17 protein-coding genes are annotated in these 19334 nt (G+C 44.7%); 4 read left to right on the forward strand and 13 right to left on the reverse strand.

Annotated features, from left to right (window positions below):
- The first annotated feature begins 61 nt into the window (after nt 1–61).
- Nucleotides 62–1024: an S-layer homology domain-containing protein gene (locus NSQ29_RS21720; protein WP_341126060.1), complete on the forward strand. Its 963-nt coding sequence runs from the start codon at nt 62–64 to the stop codon at nt 1022–1024.
- A 140-nt stretch (nt 1025–1164) separates the two neighbouring features.
- Here NSQ29_RS21720 and NSQ29_RS21725 read toward each other — a convergent pair whose 3' ends face one another.
- Nucleotides 1165–1911, reverse strand: coding sequence for a hypothetical protein (locus NSQ29_RS21725; protein ID WP_339269237.1), 747 nt, complete (start codon nt 1909–1911; stop codon nt 1165–1167).
- A 169-nt stretch (nt 1912–2080) separates the two neighbouring features.
- Between NSQ29_RS21725 and NSQ29_RS21730 the strand changes: the two genes are divergently transcribed.
- Nucleotides 2081–3136, forward strand: coding sequence for a UvrB/UvrC motif-containing protein (locus NSQ29_RS21730; RefSeq protein WP_341126061.1), 1056 nt, complete (start codon nt 2081–2083; stop codon nt 3134–3136).
- A 281-nt stretch (nt 3137–3417) separates the two neighbouring features.
- Here NSQ29_RS21730 and pbfA read toward each other — a convergent pair whose 3' ends face one another.
- Genes pbfA through NSQ29_RS21760 form a run of 6 tightly spaced genes read right to left on the reverse strand, consistent with a single transcriptional unit; the run spans nt 3418 to nt 10107 of the window.
- Complete coding sequence (gene pbfA / locus NSQ29_RS21735; RefSeq protein WP_341126062.1) at nt 3418–4773, reverse strand: (R)-1-hydroxy-2-aminoethylphosphonate ammonia-lyase; 1356 nt, start codon at nt 4771–4773, stop codon at nt 3418–3420.
- Nucleotides 4763–5578: a phosphonoacetaldehyde hydrolase gene (phnX, locus tag NSQ29_RS21740; protein WP_341126063.1), complete on the reverse strand. Its 816-nt coding sequence runs from the start codon at nt 5576–5578 to the stop codon at nt 4763–4765. The genes pbfA and phnX overlap by 11 nt, the downstream gene beginning before the upstream one ends.
- Complete coding sequence (gene phnW, locus NSQ29_RS21745; protein WP_341126064.1) at nt 5575–6669, reverse strand: 2-aminoethylphosphonate--pyruvate transaminase; 1095 nt, start codon at nt 6667–6669, stop codon at nt 5575–5577. The genes phnX and phnW overlap by 4 nt, the downstream gene beginning before the upstream one ends.
- A gap of 24 nt (nt 6670–6693) precedes the next feature.
- The gene (locus NSQ29_RS21750) at nt 6694–7695 is read right to left on the reverse strand and encodes an extracellular solute-binding protein (protein ID WP_341126065.1); all 1002 of its coding nucleotides are present in this window, start codon (nt 7693–7695) and stop codon (nt 6694–6696) included.
- A gap of 47 nt (nt 7696–7742) precedes the next feature.
- Nucleotides 7743–9362, reverse strand: coding sequence for an ABC transporter permease subunit (locus NSQ29_RS21755; protein ID WP_341126066.1), 1620 nt, complete (start codon nt 9360–9362; stop codon nt 7743–7745).
- Nucleotides 9355–10107, reverse strand: a complete 753-nt coding sequence (locus NSQ29_RS21760) for an ABC transporter ATP-binding protein (protein WP_042124736.1) — start codon at nt 10105–10107, stop codon at nt 9355–9357. Before NSQ29_RS21760 ends, NSQ29_RS21755 begins: the two co-directional genes overlap by 8 nt.
- Before the next feature lie 209 nt (nt 10108–10316).
- Between NSQ29_RS21760 and NSQ29_RS21765 the strand changes: the two genes are divergently transcribed.
- Together NSQ29_RS21765 and NSQ29_RS21770 are read left to right on the forward strand one after the other, a co-directional pair.
- Nucleotides 10317–11078 carry a DeoR/GlpR family DNA-binding transcription regulator gene (locus tag NSQ29_RS21765; RefSeq protein WP_149645227.1) on the forward strand — a complete coding sequence of 254 codons (762 nt, stop codon included), beginning with the start codon at nt 10317–10319 and terminating at the stop codon, nt 11076–11078.
- A 294-nt stretch (nt 11079–11372) separates the two neighbouring features.
- Nucleotides 11373–12716, forward strand: coding sequence for a methyl-accepting chemotaxis protein (locus tag NSQ29_RS21770; RefSeq protein ID WP_339801092.1), 1344 nt, complete (start codon nt 11373–11375; stop codon nt 12714–12716).
- A gap of 92 nt (nt 12717–12808) precedes the next feature.
- Here the strand turns inward: NSQ29_RS21770 and NSQ29_RS21775 are convergent, their stop codons facing one another.
- The 6 genes from NSQ29_RS21775 to alr form a co-directional block, all read right to left on the reverse strand.
- Nucleotides 12809–15037: a Tex family protein gene (locus tag NSQ29_RS21775; RefSeq protein WP_341049858.1), complete on the reverse strand. Its 2229-nt coding sequence runs from the start codon at nt 15035–15037 to the stop codon at nt 12809–12811.
- Nucleotides 15038–15155: 118 nt separating this feature from the next.
- Nucleotides 15156–16355 (reverse strand): MFS transporter, encoded by a 1200-nt coding sequence (locus NSQ29_RS21780; protein WP_076284029.1) that lies wholly within the window; start codon nt 16353–16355, stop codon nt 15156–15158.
- A gap of 171 nt (nt 16356–16526) precedes the next feature.
- Nucleotides 16527–17135, reverse strand: coding sequence for a TetR/AcrR family transcriptional regulator (locus NSQ29_RS21785; protein WP_341061318.1), 609 nt, complete (start codon nt 17133–17135; stop codon nt 16527–16529).
- A gap of 156 nt (nt 17136–17291) precedes the next feature.
- Nucleotides 17292–17642 carry a type II toxin-antitoxin system PemK/MazF family toxin gene (locus NSQ29_RS21790; protein ID WP_042124727.1) on the reverse strand — a complete coding sequence of 117 codons (351 nt, stop codon included), beginning with the start codon at nt 17640–17642 and terminating at the stop codon, nt 17292–17294.
- Between the two features lie 3 nt (nt 17643–17645).
- Nucleotides 17646–17927 (reverse strand): CopG family ribbon-helix-helix protein, encoded by a 282-nt coding sequence (locus NSQ29_RS21795; RefSeq protein ID WP_025698676.1) that lies wholly within the window; start codon nt 17925–17927, stop codon nt 17646–17648.
- A 214-nt stretch (nt 17928–18141) separates the two neighbouring features.
- Complete coding sequence (gene alr / locus NSQ29_RS21800) at nt 18142–19323, reverse strand: alanine racemase (RefSeq protein WP_339269216.1); 1182 nt, start codon at nt 19321–19323, stop codon at nt 18142–18144.
- Nucleotides 19324–19334: the final 11 nt, after the last annotated feature.

The following is a 19334-nucleotide window of genomic DNA, read 5'->3' on the forward strand; positions in this document are numbered from 1 at the left end:
TTTAAATTGCCTGCAACATTTTGGTCTAATCTACCATCTAAGAGTATGGAGGTGACGCATAATGAAGAAATTATTATTCATAAGTAATGTCAAAACAATGACGATAGCCTGCGGTATTCTAGCAGCAAGCCTGTCATTTGGAGCATCCGCTTTTGCTTTTTCGGATTTGAAAGGTGATCCTGCGGAAGCAAAAATTAACTCCCTGCATAAAGAGGGGATTATAAATGGAGTAGACAAAGATAAGTTCGCGCCTAAATCTAAAGTAAGCTTTGCCCAAGGGATTCAGTTCATCGTTGGGGGTCTGAATCTGTCTCCGAAGTCAGAGGCGGGTAACAGCTCATCCAAAGCTAGTGATTATTTTGATAAGGTGAACGACAAATCTTGGTATGCTTCAGCCTTCCTGACTGCCAAGCAAAATGGTCTTTCACTTGATCGAACAGTAGATCCTAACGGAACCATCACCCGTGCTCAGTTCGCTCACTTATTGACGCAAGCACTGCAAAGTAAAGGTAACTTCCCGGTTACACTCATGTATGTAGACATTAAGGATGGCGATAAACTTTCTACAGAGGTTATAAATAGTCTCCAGATCCTGTTGAATACACATATCGCCACACTCGATAAGAACGGTAATTTCCGGCCAAATGATGCCATTACCCGTTCGGAAGCAGCCGCGATGACCTACGATGCAGCTGCTTTTGCCAAACGCGTAATTGTGTCTAATGGCAGCCCTACTACTCCAACCTATGAGACTGAGGTTACACTAACCAAAGCGGGTGAAGGAGTAAACAAGGCTACATTGACCGTTAACAACTTACCGCATTCTGGATATGGACTAGTGATTGAGCGAATCGAATTTGGCAAAGACAAGACCGCTGTGATTTATTTTAATGTGACTGCTCCTGATCCAGGCAAAATGTACGCACAGGTGATCTCAAAAGCATCTGTTGTCACTTATCTGCCAGAGGGATATAAAGCGATCGCTAAATCGGTATCCGGATCTACATCTAGCGCTACGCAATAAAAGCTCCGGACTCGATTCTTATGGAACGAATCAAACGAAGGTGCCCCAAAAGCCGTAAAATGGCTACTGAGGCACCTTCGTTTTTTGGGTTCTCCCCCATGTTCTAAACTACCCAAGGACTAATAAGAATTTCTTACTTCTCAGGGTGTCCATTGATCGTGAATAATGCCTACTAGTGCATGATCCTCTCCAATCTTCTCGAAAACTAGACGCAGGCTGCGCCAGTCCATCCCTTCGACAGAAGGATCGATGCCAGTAATATGATATTCAACGAAATCATATTGCTCCTTGGGATACACTTCGTTCAAGTTATTGATCGTTGTACCTTGCCCAAGCCCCTTGTTCACAGCAATTTCGGCCGTCTGAATGAAGTCTGCATCGTAGACAAACCGCTTGTAGTAATCTGCGAATGTCAGCTCAATTAAATCACCCGATCCAGCAAATGTTCGCCAGACTCTTTTGGTAGAGTCATTCATTAATCCTTCCACTTCATCCTTGCTGAATACAAGATCATTCTTCGTATCTACGTATGCGTATGGAGAAAAACGTAACCCTTTATCTGAATGTACCCATGCGGCCAATTGCTTCATATCCTTATTTTTAATAGACCTTATGACTGTCGTCGCAGCTTCCTCTACAGTTGGCGGAAGTCCCTCCTGATCCAGTGGCTGATCCGTGCTTGATGGCTCCGTCTCCTGTAGTGGCTCCGTAGTAGCCGCTGGTTGTGCAGTTTGTGTCTGCTCTGGCGTTTGCTCAGGCATCTGCATTTGCGTCTGTTCTGGGGTCACCTTCGGTTCCGTTCCCGCTTCTGGCGTTCCTCTGCATGCTGTAAGCCATAACATAGCTGCTATCAGCGCCAAACCACCGATATTTCTTGCGAAGTACATAAGATCCCTCCTCGTTTTTGATCCCTCGCTCTTTAGACTGATTTGAACAAATGAAGGTTGCAGGCTTATACTAAAACTATCAGTCAAACAACTCTTATGAGAGGGCGGGGTTACTATTCATTTAACAGAAAAACTTAAAAGCCTTCCCCTGACTCCCGGCGTGTATCTCATGAAGGATGGCCTTGGCCATATTATATATGTGGGTAAGGCGAAACAGCTGAAACGGAGAGTGAAATCCTATTTTCAAAACTCGAAGTCTCATTCCCCAAAGGTAAAACAGCTCGTTCGACATATTAAAGACTTGGATATTATCCTTACAGATACCGAATTTGAAGCTTTTATGCTGGAGTGCAAATTAATTAAAGAAATAAAGCCCATGTACAATAGAAAAATGAAAAATCCGCAAGCCTATACGTATATCGTAATAGGAACGGATGATAAAATGCCTTCGTTAGAGATTACCTATGATCCTGCTGTTCAAAAAGGTAACCATATTTGGGGCCCCTACACGAGCAGAAGTACCGTGGAAAGAGCCGTGCAAGGCATCAAGGAAAGCTCAAAAATCCTTTGCAGCAATCCAAGCTTCAAAAATTCTTTATGCCTAAACCATTCGCTTGGCTTATGCATAGGGATGTGTGCTGGCGGCGATGCTGCCGTTCAATATAATACAATCATTGATAAAGTCATAGCCCTACTAAACGGAACGGATTCCAGTCTCCTTGTGGAGATGGAGCAACAGATGACTGAAGCTGCAGAGCAATTTGACTTCGAAACCGCCGCCAAATATAGGGATTACATCGGAGCCATCAGCTTCCTGAATCACAAAGAGAAGGTTATCGAATTCGCTGCAGAGAATCAGAATATCGCGATCCTTGAGGCCATGGATGAACAGACGCTTAAACTCATATTGCTCAAAGGCAATCGTATCCTGGCGCATACTAAGCTCGAATACGATCAACCCGATATTACCTACCTGCAAGCCGTTATAACATCAGCGATTATGGACACTTTCTGCGGTGAACTTAACCAGGCCCCGGCAGCAATTACTCGCCATGAAATTGACGAAGCACAAATTATATACAGCTATTTAAAAAGCAGCTCCTGCAGCTACATCATCGTGCAAGAGGTTTGGCTTGCAGCTAACAATCATTCCCGTCTAGACACTGCGGTGGACGAGCTGTTGCGTATCTTTTTAAATGCTGCCCCAGCCCATTCGTATAATTAATCTACCTTGTAACTGCGGTGAATGTTTGGACTTCCGCCCGCTCTTGTCTTCAGATTTCTTGATTTCAAACCAGTATTCGTGGTAGAAATCTGAAGACAAAGACGGACACTAAAGCTCCTCCAGTTCCAAAACCCTCCTCCGTCCCCTTCATCTCATCTATTGGCTCAACTGTTACTCTAAACTTACCCAAAAAGAGCAGGTCTTCATTCCTTAAACGACAAAACAGGTTTCTCCCCCCATGTACGGAGCGGAAGAAACCTGTTTTGAAGCTTGCCTATCTCTCAACTATATTTACACAATCCTTCATCCAGAAGATTAACAGCAAAAGTTAATTGCTCTTCAGATACAATAAGCGGAGGATGCCAAGTGATGCAGTTTCCTCCAGCCAATTTAAAAGAAAGACCCTTCTCCAAGCAATAATACAGTACTCGCTCAGCTAATTCCTCATTCTTCTCTTTGGTGTCTCTGGACTTCACAAGTTCAATAGAAATCAGTAGTCCAGCAATACGGATATCTCCTATGCAAAGATGTTTAGCCGACAGAGTGTCAAGCTTCCCTCTTACAAATTCAGACCTGCTGATACATTGTTCCTGCAGATTTAAGTCATCGATATAATCGATGGTGGCACAGATCGCTGCACTTCCTAACGCCGGTTTCTCATGGGTATAGTGCCCCAAAGAAATATCCCCCGCACAATCATATTGCGTTCTGGTAAGCACCGCTGCTTGCGGGATCACCCCTCCACCTAACCCTTTTCCTAGCACGAGGATATCCGGTTCGATATTGAAATTCTGATGGACGTAGAACCTACCGCTTCGCATCAGCGCTGTAGGAATCTCATCAAAAATCAGTAGAATCCCATATTCATCACATATTTTTCTTAATCTTGTGAAATAAGAGATAGGCGGGATATGCGTATCCGTCGCCCGAATAGGCTCAAGTAAGATCGCCCCGATCTCTCCCTCATGCTGAATCATATATTCCAGATAGTCGAGGCAGAAGGTAGCCACTGCTTCATGGGAATGACTTCCCAGCAGGTTGCGGTATGCGTTAAAAGGAATGGCTTTCAGCATTCCTGGCATTTGCGGGCCCATGTCCTTTTTAAACACGTATTCTCCTCCGACAGCGATTGTGTCCAGCCCCGCGCCATGAAAGGACTCCCACATGGAAATGACCTTATGCTTCCCCGTCCATTTTCGAGCAACCTTAAGGGCCAGACCTACAGCTGCACTTCCGGAAGGCGTAAATAATACTTTATAGTCCTTCGAGGTCGTTTTGTTGATTAAAGCTTCTGCAGCTTTCACCGCAATATCTGCCGTAAATCTTCTTGGAATGAACGGTAGCTCGTCGATCTGTTTTTTCACAGCTTCAGTTACGTATGGATTCTTGTAGCCAATCTGATGAATGCTATTTCCATGAAAATCAAGATATTTGCGTCCATTCACATCTGTGATATAACATCCCTCAGCATCTACGATACTGTTCAAGCACGGCGTTGACATGGATTGTCGCATATATGCACGCACGTCCGCTTCGATCCTATCTATACTCACAGCGCTTAACTGGGTCATCCACTCTGTCCGCAAAGGGATAAAGTTGATGTCACCTTCTCTTTTCAGCTCATGATTATCTCGCATAAGGTCTGATTCCTTGAGAAATCAGTACATTGATTCGCCCAATCAGCTGAGGCAGCTCACTCATCGATTGAATCGTAAAGTCTGCCCCGTTTTGAATAAAAGAGGTTTGTGTCGCTGAGATCACCGTTTCCTTCTCCACGTCTGAAAGTGAATTAAATTCCTCCTGGCTTAAGCCCATTTCAGAGCTTCCAATGATTACACCTACGGACCAGACGCCTGCATTAACACCTTCTTGAATGTCTGAAATCGTATCGCCTACCTTAACAACCTTCCATGCTGCCGATAACTTTAAAGCTTCCATATTATGATAAATCATATACGGGTAAGGTCTTCCCAGTGAATGCGTTCCATCTGGCGTGATTACATAATCCGGTTGATAGCCCTTCCCAGCGGCATTCGGAATTACAACATCCATCATGGACTCTGTATATCCAGTCGTTGAACCAATCTTTAGTCCTTGGCTTCTGAGCAATTGGACGGTCTCAATAACCTGCGGAATCGGATCAGTATATTCGGATAAGGATGCCATCAATGCCGGTTCGAATTCAGCATACAGGTTCTCTACATCCTGTTCAGTAAAAGCTCTGCCATACTTTTCTTCCCACAAGGCACCTACTCTTGGCATGGATAACATCGAACGGATATGATCTATTTTCAGCATCCCCATAGGGGCTCTTGCTTCCTGCATCGTAACTTCAAGCCCAGCTTCCCGAAAAATATCAAGGAACACATTCACCGGTGCAAAGCAGCCAAAATCAACCGCTGTTCCTGCCCAATCCAGAATTACGCCTTCGACTTGATTCATTGTGTCATTCCTCCCATGTATGCTTCGATAATATTACATAAGTTCTGAATATCTTCTTCGTAAATCTCACCAATATTCCCAATCCGGAAGGTGTCGTGCTCCGTTAATTTGCCTGGGTAGAGGACGTAGCCTTTTTCTTTCACATATTCATAGAAATCTTCAAAGCTGAATGTCTCGTTCGGAAAAAGAAAGGTGGTTATAATAGGAGACTGCTTATCGTCTGTGATATACGCCTCTATTCCTATTCTCGCAAGTCTTTCTCTCAGTATGCGGTTATTATTCTGGTATCTTGCTGCCCTTGCAGGAATGCCACCTTCTTCGATCAGTTCTTCAATCGCTTTCGAAAATGCAGCCACTACATGGGTCGGAGACGTATAGCGCCATTTCCCATCCGCGTCCATCGCCTTCCATTGATCGTATAGATCAAGTGATAGACTACGTGCATTCCCTTTACATGTGAGCAGCTTATCCAGCTTTGCAATGACAAACCCAAATCCCGGAACACCCTGAATACATTTATTGGCGCTGCTGATTAAATAGTCAATTTCAAGCCCAGGTACATCAATCTCTATTCCACCGAAGCTGCTCATCGCGTCGATAATTAATGTTTTATCGTAGGCTTTTGCCAGTTGTGAGATCATCTCAAGCGGGTTAAGAATCCCTGTCGTCGTCTCGCAATGCACCATCGCAATGTGCGTAATGGCTGGATCCTCTTTAAGAATCCCTCTAAGCTCTGCCTCTTGGGGGAATTCATTATATAGGGTACTATACACACGATAATGGAGTCCGATATATTGCGCCATTTGCACAATACGTTCTCCGTAGGCACCGTTTGTAATAATCAAAAGCTTATCATCCGCTGAAATCGCCGTAGTAAGCACAGATTCCACTGCAAACGTACCACTACCCTGCATGAGAACTGTCGTATATTCATCGTTCGTTGCCCTTGCCAAATCCAGAAGTCTGGATCTGATTTGTTGTGTAATGTTCTTATAGTCCTGGTCCCAAGTACAACGGTCAAAGAGCATTTGCTCTTTGACCGTGTTAGTAGTTGTCAATGGACCGGGTGTCAGCAATTTATAGTTGTTCATGGCCCTTCACTCCTTGTTCTAATCTTATTTATTTTCTTTAAAGAATTGTTGATGTTGCTCCAGCAGTTCCACAGTCAACGGCTTAACAAATTTCATACTGTGTGCAGGCTTATGGATATCACTAACCGTTTCATCTTTATATAGAGCCACTGGGTAATTTGTAATTAAGTCTTTTCTAGCATCTTTAATAATGGTTTCTGCCATTTTCATAGCCAGCTCTGTTGTTGCATCGTCTTTTTTCACCACGGCTACGGATTCTGTAAGCGAGAAGTTACCTTCTGTTGGATCTACATAGTCAATCGGTGCGCCTTCTTCTTTAGCTAATACTGCCTGATGACGAAGTCCAAAGCCTGCAGCTACTTCTCCTGCTTTTACCTTTTTAATCGGACCGGAACCAGAGCTTTCCAGATGTGGGCCTACATTAGCAACTAAATCATGCAGAACCGTTTTACCTTCTTCCTCCCCGTATTGCGAAATAATCGCCTGAACCAACAACCAGCCTGTCGAAGAGTCCATAATGTTCGGAACAGATACCAAGCCTTTAAATTCTGGTTTTGTTAAATCCTTAATGGACGTTGGCATCGCCAAGCCCTTATCTTTAAGCACCGCTGTGTTTACAAAAATAGCACCGGTATTCGCCAAAATCGGCGTATAGTACGCTGAATAGGAATCTAGCGCGTTAGTCGTAAACGATAGATCTTTAAACATGCCATGTTTCTCTTGCGCACTTTCTACAAAATAAGAGCTCATCGTGATCAGGTTAGCCTCAATTTTGTCTCCCTCTGCCATCAGCTTTCCACCCAGCTCAGAAGTGCCCAAGGATTGAAAGAGATATTGCCCTTCGTACCCCGCACCTTTTAGCGCAGTCTCCATAGAGGCTACAGCTTCTTCATCCGCATTGGTCAAAATCACTACTTTACTCGCATCACCCGCTGCTTTATTTCCACAACCTGCTAATGTGAACACCAAACTCAAAGCCACGATAGACAACATAATTCCTTTGAATCCCTTAATTCTCTTAGACATAATTTCTCCCTCACTTTAACTGGTTTTTTTATATTTAAAATCGTTAACTAACGAGAGTTTGAGTGCCGTTTCTGGAGATAGTCACCTAGGAGCTTAATGATAAGGTTGGTGCAAAAGATCAGGATGGATAGGACAAACACCTCATTAAATTTGGCGAAATGCTGCAGCTCTTTTATTTTGCTGGCAACTACCGAGGTTTGGGCAGTCACTAAAAAGATAATTCCGCTAATGGTCACCATCGCATTGATAAAATAGTAGCTGACCATCTCTATCACCGTGGATGCAGAGTTCGGTAGAATGACCCGGCGGATCGTCTGCAGCCAGCTGTCACCTAATAATTCAGCAGTGGTTTCCCACGATGGATTCATTTTCGCCAGAGAGTTCTTTGCCATCAAATAAGGAGTCGTAAAGTAATGAACAAGGGTGCAGAGCACAAGAATCGTAAAGGTTCCTTTGAGACTGCTGTTATTGAACAGAAGTAGATACGACAGACCAAGGACCATACCCGGTACCGTGTTCGTCACCATCGATAGGATGTCAAAAGTCGCTTTCCCTTTTATAGGCGTTCGCACATTGATGATAGCCGCAGCATAAGCCACGATCGTACCTACGATTGCCGTCAGTCCTGCTACGAGCAAGGAATTTTTATATACATTGATTAAATCGCTTGATTGAAAAACATCCACAAAATGCTTGAATGTAAACGTAAGATCATAAGGATAGCCATTCATCAGTGGTGCAACGAACATGACTGCAAATACAGCTAGTAGACCGATTAGAATCACGGATGAGATTAGTCCAAGAACCGAATCTCTGCCTTTATTCGGGATCATCTCGATTTCAGTCACCTTGTCATAATGGAAGTTGAATTTTTCAAGATACGTTAACAGTACAACCCCGAACGCCGCCGGTATTAACATCAGTACAGCAATAACTGCCCCATTGTTGAAATCCGGTATAGCCCCAAGCATGACCTGATACAGCTGAGTAGCAACCACGTTATACGTCCCCCCCACCGATGCAGGGATCCCAAAATCCGTGAAGCTTAGGATAAAAGAAAGAACAAACGCCCCTCCCAAAGTGCCCCACAAAGGCCGAACGATCGTGTTCATGAAGCTTCGCAGCGTCCCATCCCCCATAAGCTTGGATACGACGATGAACTTTTTATCAATGTACTTGAACGAATTATGAATCAGCAGGAAAGCAGAAGGTAAGGTGTAAATTACGTAGCCTATCAACAGACCACTAAATCCATAAATCTCGAATAAATTCCGTCCGAAGATTTTAGTAATCAGTCCCTGGTTGCCAAAAGAGTACATTATCGCAAACCCGTAAGTAATCGTAGGCAGCAGCATAGGAATCAGAATTCCAGTTCTAATGATGCTTTTTAACGGGCGATAGATTCTTGTACAGTGGATAGAATAGGCTAGGATAAAAGCTAGAACCGTCGTGATGAGTGCCGTAACACCGGAGACCTTCATACTATTTCCGATGGACTCTCGAATCTCTTGATCTGCCAGAATGGTGAGATAATTAGATACCGAATAACCTTGGCCCGTTTCAAACGAGCGGATAAATAAAACTGCCAGTGGCAAGATCAGGAAAACGATAAATAACAATACGATTGGGATAAAAATGATCCGCATTTCCGGTTTAGCTTTAGGCATAATGTTCACCGAACAGGTTATAGATATTTTCCCGTTTCACTTGCAGTTGCCCCAGAATAAATTCTTTTACAAAATCATTGCTAGGTTGTTGAATGATCTCTTGAGGCGTTCCGAATTGGGCAATATGACCTTGATTAATGATGAGAATTTTATCCGACAGGGTTAACGCCTCTTCAGGGTCATGGGTGACGATAATCGTCGTAAGCTTATATTCTCTGGCGATGGATTTAATCCGAGCTTTAATAGATTCCTTGATGATTCCATCCAGTGCGCTTAGAGGTTCATCGAGCAGTAATAATTTGGGCTTCATTACGAGCGTTCTTGCCAAAGCCACCCTTTGCTTCTGCCCACCCGATAGAGCGCCGATCTTCTTCGTTAAATGCGGCTTTAATTCCAGAAACTCGATATACTCCTGAACCTCATGCTCCGACGTTAATCCTTTTTTATTTTTCAGACCATAAACGATATTTTCGTAAGCATTAAGGTTGGGGAAGAGCGCATAATCCTGGAACACTATATTAAATCCGCGTTTCTTCATGGGTACATTGCTTAAATCTTGATCATTAAAAATGATTTGCCCCTGCTCCATCTTAGCCAATCCCAAGATGATGTTTAGCAAGGTGGTTTTGCCACTCCCGCTGGGGCCGAGTAAGGAGACAATTTCCCCTGCTTGGATGTCTAGACTAATATCCTCTAGAACAACCTTGTTATCGTAATGCTTGCTTATGTTTTGTAATTTAAGCAAAGGTTCCACCTCCTCAAGTACAACCTCAGTATAAAAAGGTTTTGTTTTTGAGGATAAACAGTTACGTAAAATGTATGTAAATTATAAATAAGTTGTGAGTATATTATAAGTATATCATGACTAACTTAGAAAGGAGTAGTTGCTACCCTATATTAATCCCTTTATACTTCAACTATCGAAAGCGATATAAACTTTGAATGGGTGATTACATGTTTCCACTGGAAAGACAAAAGAAAATCATAGAAATCTTAATGTTCAAAAAGGTTCAGAAGCTGCCGGAGCTAGCAGAAGAGCTTAATATTTCTATCGATACCCTTCGCAGAGATATCAACCTGCTGGACAAGCAAGGGAAGATCAAGAAGATTTATGGTGGAATTAAACTGGTGGAATCGGAGTTTGCTGAATCTCCAATGGATGCGCGGATGGTCGGTCACTTAGAGGAAAAGAAAATGATCGCCCAAAAGTGCAGCGAATATATCAACGATGGGGATTGTATCTATCTGGACAGCGGCTCTACCACCTATCAGATCGCCAAATATATCAAGAATAAAAAGAATCTCACGGTCATTACGAACTCCATTCCTGTGGTAAACGAGCTGATGAACAGTGCGGTTGAGCTTATTATCATTGGCGGAAAGGTCCGACTAAATGAGCAGTCTGTCATTGCATATGATTATCTATTTAATTTCAGTGAATTAAATATCCTTAAGGCTTTTATTTGCGCAAGCGGCATTACCCTTGAAAAAGGCATCTCCGACTATAACCTGGAGGAAGCCCAAACGCGCAAAAAAATTATCGATCTCTCCAAAGAAGTTTATGTTGCTGCTGACCATACTAAATTCGGGAAAGATGTGACCATCGGCATCGCCTCACTCGATAAAATTGGGTACATTATTACCGACCGTAATATAGATCGAAGCTTCCAGCAGAAGTTTAAAACCAAACGCACGAGCTTGATAATTGCGGAATAATATTACAAAAGAAACCTCTCTCGGATCTGAATGGTTGTGTGGTACTTCCATTTTACCTAAGGGAGGTTTTTTTCGTGTTTTTTTAAGGATCGCAGACACTTACCTTAACATCATAGACATCATTTCGTGAATCTCTTAAACTTAAAAATCAGAAGTACTATTACATTATGGAGTGTGAATATGCCCTTGAATCAGATGTCCGAATTACACCAGAGAAACAAATTAATTATTTACTTGTTTTGGGGCTGTTTGTTGTTCGGTTCAATTTCGCTTTACAGATTTCCACAAACAATCATGGCGATTATATCAGCAGCAGTCCCCCTTGGATTATTGTGTACGGTACTAATTTGGAAACGTGTGGCTACACCCTATATTATGTACATAACAGCTATTGGCTTTAATATCATTACATACTTCTACATCGATGCAGGGGCAAACATCATTAGTACGTTAATTCTATACTGGGGTCTAGGCATCGTATCCCTCTATCACAACTATCGCCCATTGCTCCTTAATGGAGTGATAGCTTGCATCTTACTCAACTATTTTCTGATGACCAAACCCGCTTTCGAATCCGTTGATGCCTTAAGTGTTAACGTTTTTCTCATCATGATGATACTGGTTCTGATCTATCAGAGTCAGATTGGTGCGAAAATGTTCAAAAATATGTCTAAGAGCAGCAACGAAGCTGAACGTGCCAGAGCGGAAATGGAGACCATCCTTACAGGTGTTACTGAATCCGTAGGAGTTCTGAGTCAATCTAGTAATCTAATGCATAACAACGTACTGACAACAGATCGAATTTCCAAAGAAGTCGTAACCGCCTTCCAAGAGATAGCTAGTGGAGTAGAATCACAAGCACAGAGTGTTAGCGATATCTCAAATGCTATGCAGCAGTTAAACGAATCAGCTATGCAGGCAAATGCTGCCTCCGTCTCCATGAGCAATAGAAGCCGTGAAACGGATCAAATTACGCAAGAGGGGCAAGATGAAATCATTCGCTTAACTGGAACTATGTCTGAAGTTACGGATATCGTAACGAGTACTGCTGGCTTGATGACACAAATGAATGAAGAAAATCAGAAGATTGAATCGATTGTTTCCAGCATCGTAGGAATTGCTGAGCAGACGAATCTTTTGTCGCTAAATGCTTCCATTGAAGCCGCTCATGCGGGGGAACACGGCAAAGGTTTCGCAGTCGTATCCAATGAAATCCGAAAATTGGCACAGAGCTCCCACAATGCATCGGCGGACATTGCCCGGATTCTCAGAAGCATTCAAAATAATATTGCCCAGGTTGGCGATATGGTTTCTAACGGGTTGCTAGTTGTAGAATCAGGAAAAAATTCCACTGATGATATCGCTCGATTATTCGAGGGCATTCGAAATAATACACACCAGGTGCTTGAACAAGCCGAAGACCTGAAGGATAGGAGCGATCATATCCGGCATGCATCCACCCTTGTACTCGGCGAAGTTAATTCAGTGGCTGCAATTACCGAAGAGAATACCGCAGCTATTGAACAAGTCCTCGCTAGCGCTGAGGTCCAGCAACAACATGTTTCTGAAACGGTGATTAGCATCAGCAATCTAAATGAGTTAGCTATTAAGTTAGACAATTTAACGAGATCTTCATAGATACAGCTGTTTGTTTCAATACCATTCAGTCAAAAGAAAAAGCCATCTACTCCTCACGAAGTAGATGGCTTTCTTTGTTCACTTAGTTCACTTTAGCTAAGACTTCCTGCCTCAACACGCGGCGGACGCATGGTCAGGCTGACCCGGCCCTTCTTCAGGTCAACACCCATCACCCAGACGGTGACATTATCTCCTACGGAGACAACATCCATCGGGTGCTTCACAAAGCTGCCGCTGAGCTGGGATATATGCACCAGCCCATCGTTCTTGATCCCGATATCGACGAATGCGCCGAAATCGATCACGTTGCGGACGGTTCCCTGCATTTCCATGCCGGGAACCAGATCCTCGATCTTCAGCACGTCGGTGCGGAAGATCGGCAACGGCAGCTCCTCGCGCGGATCGCGGCCCGGACGCTGCAAGCTCTCCAGGATGTCGCGAAGCGTTGGCACGCCGACATCCAGCTTCACAGCCAGCTCCTCGGCATTTTGTGCCTCCAGCTGTGAAGCCACTTCTTTGCTGCCAAGCTTATTTACATCGAGGCTTAGCTCGCGGAACAAGCGATCCACCACCGGATATGACTCGGGGTGAATAGGTGTGCGATCCAAGGTGTTGTCTCCACCTGGAATCCGCAGGAAGCCGATACATTGCTCATAGGACTTCGCACCCAGACGAGGGACCTTTTGCAGCTGCTTCCGAGTCGTGAACTTACCGTTCTCTTCACGATATTTAACGATATTTTTAGCAATTGTACCGTTAACGCCAGCCACATAAGAGAGCAAGGCAGGAGATGCCGTATTTACATCCACGCCCACATGGTTAACCGCCGATTCTACGACAGCCTTAAGACTCTCTTCCAGATGCTTCTGGGAGACGTCATGCTGATACTGACCCACACCGATAGCTTTCGGATCGATCTTCACCAGCTCCGCCAGCGGGTCCTGCACACGGCGGGCGATAGAAGCTGCACTACGCTCTGCTACATCCAGATCCGGGAACTCCTCCTGCGCCAGCTTGGAAGCAGAATAAACACTCGCACCAGCCTCATTAACGATCAGGTAAGCCAGCTCTGGATCGCCAATTTCGGCGATCACTTCTGCCGTAAATTGCTCGGTCTCACGAGAGCCTGTCCCATTTCCGATCACGATGAGCTGAATGCCATATTTAGCAATTAGTTCTTTAAACTTAGCAGCAGCTTCAATTTTCTTGTTGTTCGGCGGCGTAGGATAGGTCACGGCTACTTCAAGCAGCTTACCAGTATCGTCTACGACGGCCAGCTTACAGCCGGTACGATAGGCAGGGTCAACACCCAGCACACAGCGTCCCTTAACGGGCGGCTGCAGCAGTAGGCTACGTAGATTACCAGAGAAGATCGAAATCGCTTGGTTCTCACCCCGTTCGGTCATCTCCCCACGAACCTCACGCTCCACAGAAGGAGCAATCAGACGCTTATAGGCATCCTCAGTTACTGCTTCTAGCAGTTCCTTCACTGGGGATGGCCCTTTAATAATCTTCCGCGCAATGTAGGCATGAATTTTGTCAGTGACAACCTCAATGCCTACCTTTAATATATTCTCACGTTCACCGCGGTTAATAGCGAGTATACGGTGAGGTGGCATTTTGTGTACAGGCTCACGATAGCTATAGTAGTTCTCGTATACGGATTCCTGCTCTGCATCCTTAGCTTCAGACACAAGGATGCCCTGACTTGCCGTATATTGCCGAACCCAAGAGCGGATCGCAGGATCATCTGCAATGTTCTCGGCGATGATATCCAGTGCACCTTGAAGCGCTTGATCTGCGGTCTCCACTCCTTTTTCAGCATCTATATATTTCGTTGCCTCAGTTTGTGGGTCACCTTGTCTTTGCTGCTCCATCATCCAGTTTGCAAGCGGCTCTAAGCCTTTTTCCTTCGCAACACTAGCACGAGTCTTACGCTTCTGACGGAAAGGACGATACAAGTCCTCCACTTCCTGCAGCTTGACCGCATTGGTGATTTGTTCATGAAGCTCCTTGGTCAGCTTGCCCTGCTCTTCAATATTGCGGATAACGTCTTTCTTACGTTCGCCCAAATTGCGAAGATAAGCCAGGCGCTCTTCAATATCACGCAGCGCATTCTCGTCCAGCTCACCCGTCATTTCTTTCCGGTATCTGGCGATGAACGGAATCGTATTCCCCTCATCCAGCAGTCCAACCGTTGTACGCACCTGCTTCAGGCTAATGTTCAATTCCTTGGCAATCGCTACAGTAATCAATTCCTGCTCCCGCTGTGCGGCCGCCTCATCCGTAATGACTCCCGTATTGCTGTTATCTACCGTCATTAGTATCCCTCTTCCCGTACACAATCTGCTTATACAATTCTTGTTCTCATAACTAAAATAGTATCACAGATCGGCTCTGTTCCAAAGTCCAGCCTAGAGAGGAGGTAGATTGGGTGGTTTACGCGCGTTGTCCCATTCCCCTTTTTCCAGAACTAAGTGACAACATAAAACATAATGCTAGAACAAACGCTGCTGCCACATATGGAAAGTTAATACTTAGATCAAAAAGATACCCTGCAACGATAGGCCCTGCGATATTTCCAAGACTCGTATAAGCAGAGTTCATTCCTGCTACGAAGCCTTGCTGCGTTTCCCCCGCCATCTTGGATAACTGGGTGCCTACCGCTGGTCGAAGAATATCCATAGCCAAGAATACGACAAAGGTAATCGCACAAATCGCCCAGAAGCCACTTACAAACAGCGTCAACAGAATAAACATTGCAGCAGTTATAAGGCAAGTGGAGATTACCTTATTCTCGCCGAATTTATTCAGAATCCAGCCAAACGCGGATACCTGCACCACAGCACCGGCGATTGAGCCAAAGGTAATCACAAAAGCAATATCTTTAGGGGTAAAGCCAAATTTATGGTCCACGAACAATCCGAACACCGTTTCATAGTTAGCCAATCCAAAAGCCATAACAAATACAATAATTAACCCGAAAAAGTAAGGTTCACGATAAGAACGCATCAATTGCGTGAAGAAGCTCTCCTGATTATTTTTAGATAGCTTCGCTTCCATCCGTTTCTCTACAGACAGAGACTCAGGCAAGATCAAAACTGTGATTAGAGCTGCGATCCCAGCCGCACCAGCCGCACAGAAAAAGGGTACCCGCATGCCAAGCTCAGCAAGATAACCGCCAATCCCTGGACCGATAATAAATCCGGTAGTAATGGCTGCATTAATAAGCCCCATGCCTTTCGCTCTCTCTTCAAAAGAAGTCGTGTCCGCTACATAAGCCATAACTGCTGGCATAATTAACGCAGCGCCTACACCACCGAGCAGTCTTGAAACGAACAAGAGCCAGGACACATTCGCCAGACCAAAGAGCAGCTCTGAAAAAGCAAACACGATCAGACCCGCAACGATCACTTTTTTTCGGCCAATTCTGTCGGATAACCTGCCCGCGAATGGCGATACTAATAATTGGGCAAGGGAGAATGAAGCCACTAACAGCCCAACGGTACTTCCTGTGATCCCAAGTTCATTCATGTAAGTAGGCATGATAGGGACTACAAGTCCGATCCCTGTAAAAGCAAGAAAAATATTAAGCATAACAAGTAGCATAGCGCCCCTGTTTCTAAGTAGTAATGACATTGTGTTAACCTCCGTAGTTTCTAAAGCCAAGTCTTCGAATAGTTTCCTTTTAGAGACCGACCATCCGGTCTAAATTATAGCAAAAAAATAGTCCTTCTAATCCGGTGCCTTTAAGAAGCTTCAGCCTTCTTGATTCCTGAATGTAAAGCTCCTTTCAAGCCCCATTATATCTTACCCCGTATATATCCCTTGTAATAACAATCGTACTGATTCCCGGTAATATTTTTTGATATCATCCGGAGTCTTTTCAGGAATAGAACATTCAGCAGCTCTTCCGATCCCTTCGAGCATACCATTTACAATAATCACATAATCCTCTAAATCACCCTTAATAAAATACCCCGTGTCCATGCCTTCTTTCAGAAGATCACGACACGCATGCGAGGCAGCCTCATATAAATGAGCAAGCCGCTTAGTGATTTCCTCCGGATGAACTCTGCTTCTTGAGAATTCCTCAAGTGCCCGAATCAACGGATTCTGAAAATCATTTGCATAGTGCTCGGCTAAAGCATATAAACGCTCCTGAACACCAACAATTTCATTCTTCTTATCTTCCCACGCCTGTAACCACTGCGCGGTATCCTCTTCTACCACATATAGAAAAAGTTCATCCTTGCTCGGAAAATGGTGATATAAGCTGCCCTTACTAACATTCGAGGCTACGCAAACTTCATTCATGGTTACAGCTGCATAACCCTTCTGAACAAACAACTGTGTGGCTTTAAGTACAATTCGTTTCTTTGTTTCTTCTCCGTCTGAACGTCCTCTGATTCTAAGCACCTCCTAAACCGACCGTACGGTCTAATACTATCAGATCATTTTGTAAAAGTGAACCCCTAATCCTTTTTTACCATGAGTTCGTAAAAATGCACATCAAAAGACGCCCGGATTCATACCCGGGCGCCTATCTCATGGATTATCTATAACCCTGGGTGATTAAAAATCAATCAGTCCGAGGCTGATTTGCAGCGAATCATCCACCTTCTTCATAGTCTCATCATCAAGGTGGGTGATCTTGTCAGTTAAGCGTTGTTTGTCAATCGTCCTAACCTGCTCCAGCAGTATAACAGAGTCTCTGTCAAAGCCATGAGCTGCTGCGTCAATTTCCACATGCGTAGGTAATTTAGCCTTCTGGATTTGGGCCGTGATTGCGGCCACAATTACCGTCGGGCTAAAGCGATTGCCAATATCATTCTGGATTACCAGTACTGGCCTTACTCCGCCTTGCTCAGAACCTACAACCGGCGAAAGATCAGCAAAAAAAACATCGCCACGTTTAACGATCAATGTCTACACCCCGCTTACTAAGCGGCCAAGAGTGCTGTCTGCATCTTCCTCCGCGAGGAACGCCTCGCATGCCATGGTCAAGTTGATCTTAGCCATTTCCATGTAGCCGCGCTGCATGGACTCCCGGATAGAACGTTTCCTCCGTTCGCTCAAATACAGCTTCATGGCCTGCCTAATCAATTCACTCCGGTTGGAATTCTCCAATTGAACAATTCCGTCCACTTCCTGCAAGAGATGATCGGGCAAGCTGATCATGATTCTTTTGGTGTTCTGCAAATTGGCCACCTTCTCTTCCACCCCCACAAACCTTCTGCCCTTGTGTTCCAGTGTTGCAATATACAAGGAATTTTATACAAGGAATATATGCCGCCAGTATATCAAGTATGCTGCATCCCATTATAAACTAGAAATGGCGGTTCGTATAGGCTTTTAGTCATATCTCCTAAAACGATACAATTCCTTCTATTTTCTCCCTTGAATAACATCACTGTCAAGAACTTTAAGATTGTAACAGAGCATTTACTAATTTAGGAAGTGTGCCTTCACGGATATAAACGCGCGGCACCCGATGAGCCAGCATGCAAATTACCTCGTAGTGAATCGTTCCAAGATGGAGAGCCAACTCGTCTGCCGTGACCATCACGTCAGCTTGACGGCCGATGAGTACAACTTCTTCGCCTGCTTTAATTTGTTCCGCTTCTTCAGCGAAAGATTTGAGTGATACCATACACTGATCCATGCAGATTGTTCCGACGACAGGAACGCGGCGTCCACGTATTAACACCTCCGCTTTGCCAGTTAGCATGCGGGAATATCCATCTGCGTACCCCACAGGTAACGTTGCGATAATCTCCTCGCTGTCTGTGAAGTACCGAGTGCCGTAGCTGACGCCCCAATGAGAAGGCAGGCTCTTCACATATACAACCTGCGTCTTCAGCGTCATTACCGGATGTAGTTCTACCAGCTGACGGTTTACCTCAGTTGAGGGATAAAATCCGTACAAGCTGATGCCTACCCGCACCATGTTGCTGGATAAATAAGGTGAATCAATGGCCGTAGCGCTATTGCCCGTATGTATGATCGGGATCTGAATGTTCTGCTCCCGCAGCGTTTCCGCCACGCTCATGAACCGTCGATGCTGTTCCAGTGTATAGCTTTTGTCTAGTTCGTCTGCCTTGGCAAAATGGGTAAACATACCCTCCAGCTCCGCCTGCGCAACAGACTGCACTTCAGAGATAAATGCGGGTGCGTCATCTGGTAAAAGACCCAGTCGCCCCATCCCGCTATCAATCTTGATATGCACCTTCAGCCGATGTTCCGGATCTATAGGAAGCTGTCTAACAGCCTCTAATACTTCCGGTGTGAACAGTGTTACAGTTACATGGTTCTCCCAGGCAACGGCTATTCCTTCTGGAGAAGTGTAGCCAAGCACCAGTATAGGAATCAGTATTCCCGCCTGACGCAGCTCCAATGCTTCATCCAAAAAAGCCACACTAACATAATCTGCTCCGAGTCTTTCCAGTTCCCGTGTCACTTCCACTGCTCCATGGCCGTACGCATTTCCTTTGACGCATCCCATAAACTTTGTCTCTGCCGGCAAGTAGCGGCGAAAGGCTTCGTAATTGGCACGCAATTCATCCAGATTAATTTCGGCTACTGTCGGTCGATAGCTTGCTTGCACTTCAAAGTCAC

The sequence above is a fragment of the Paenibacillus sp. FSL F4-0236 genome (assembly GCF_038000135.1).
In the GTDB taxonomy this organism is placed as follows: Bacteria; Bacillota; Bacilli; order Paenibacillales; family Paenibacillaceae; genus Paenibacillus_AQ.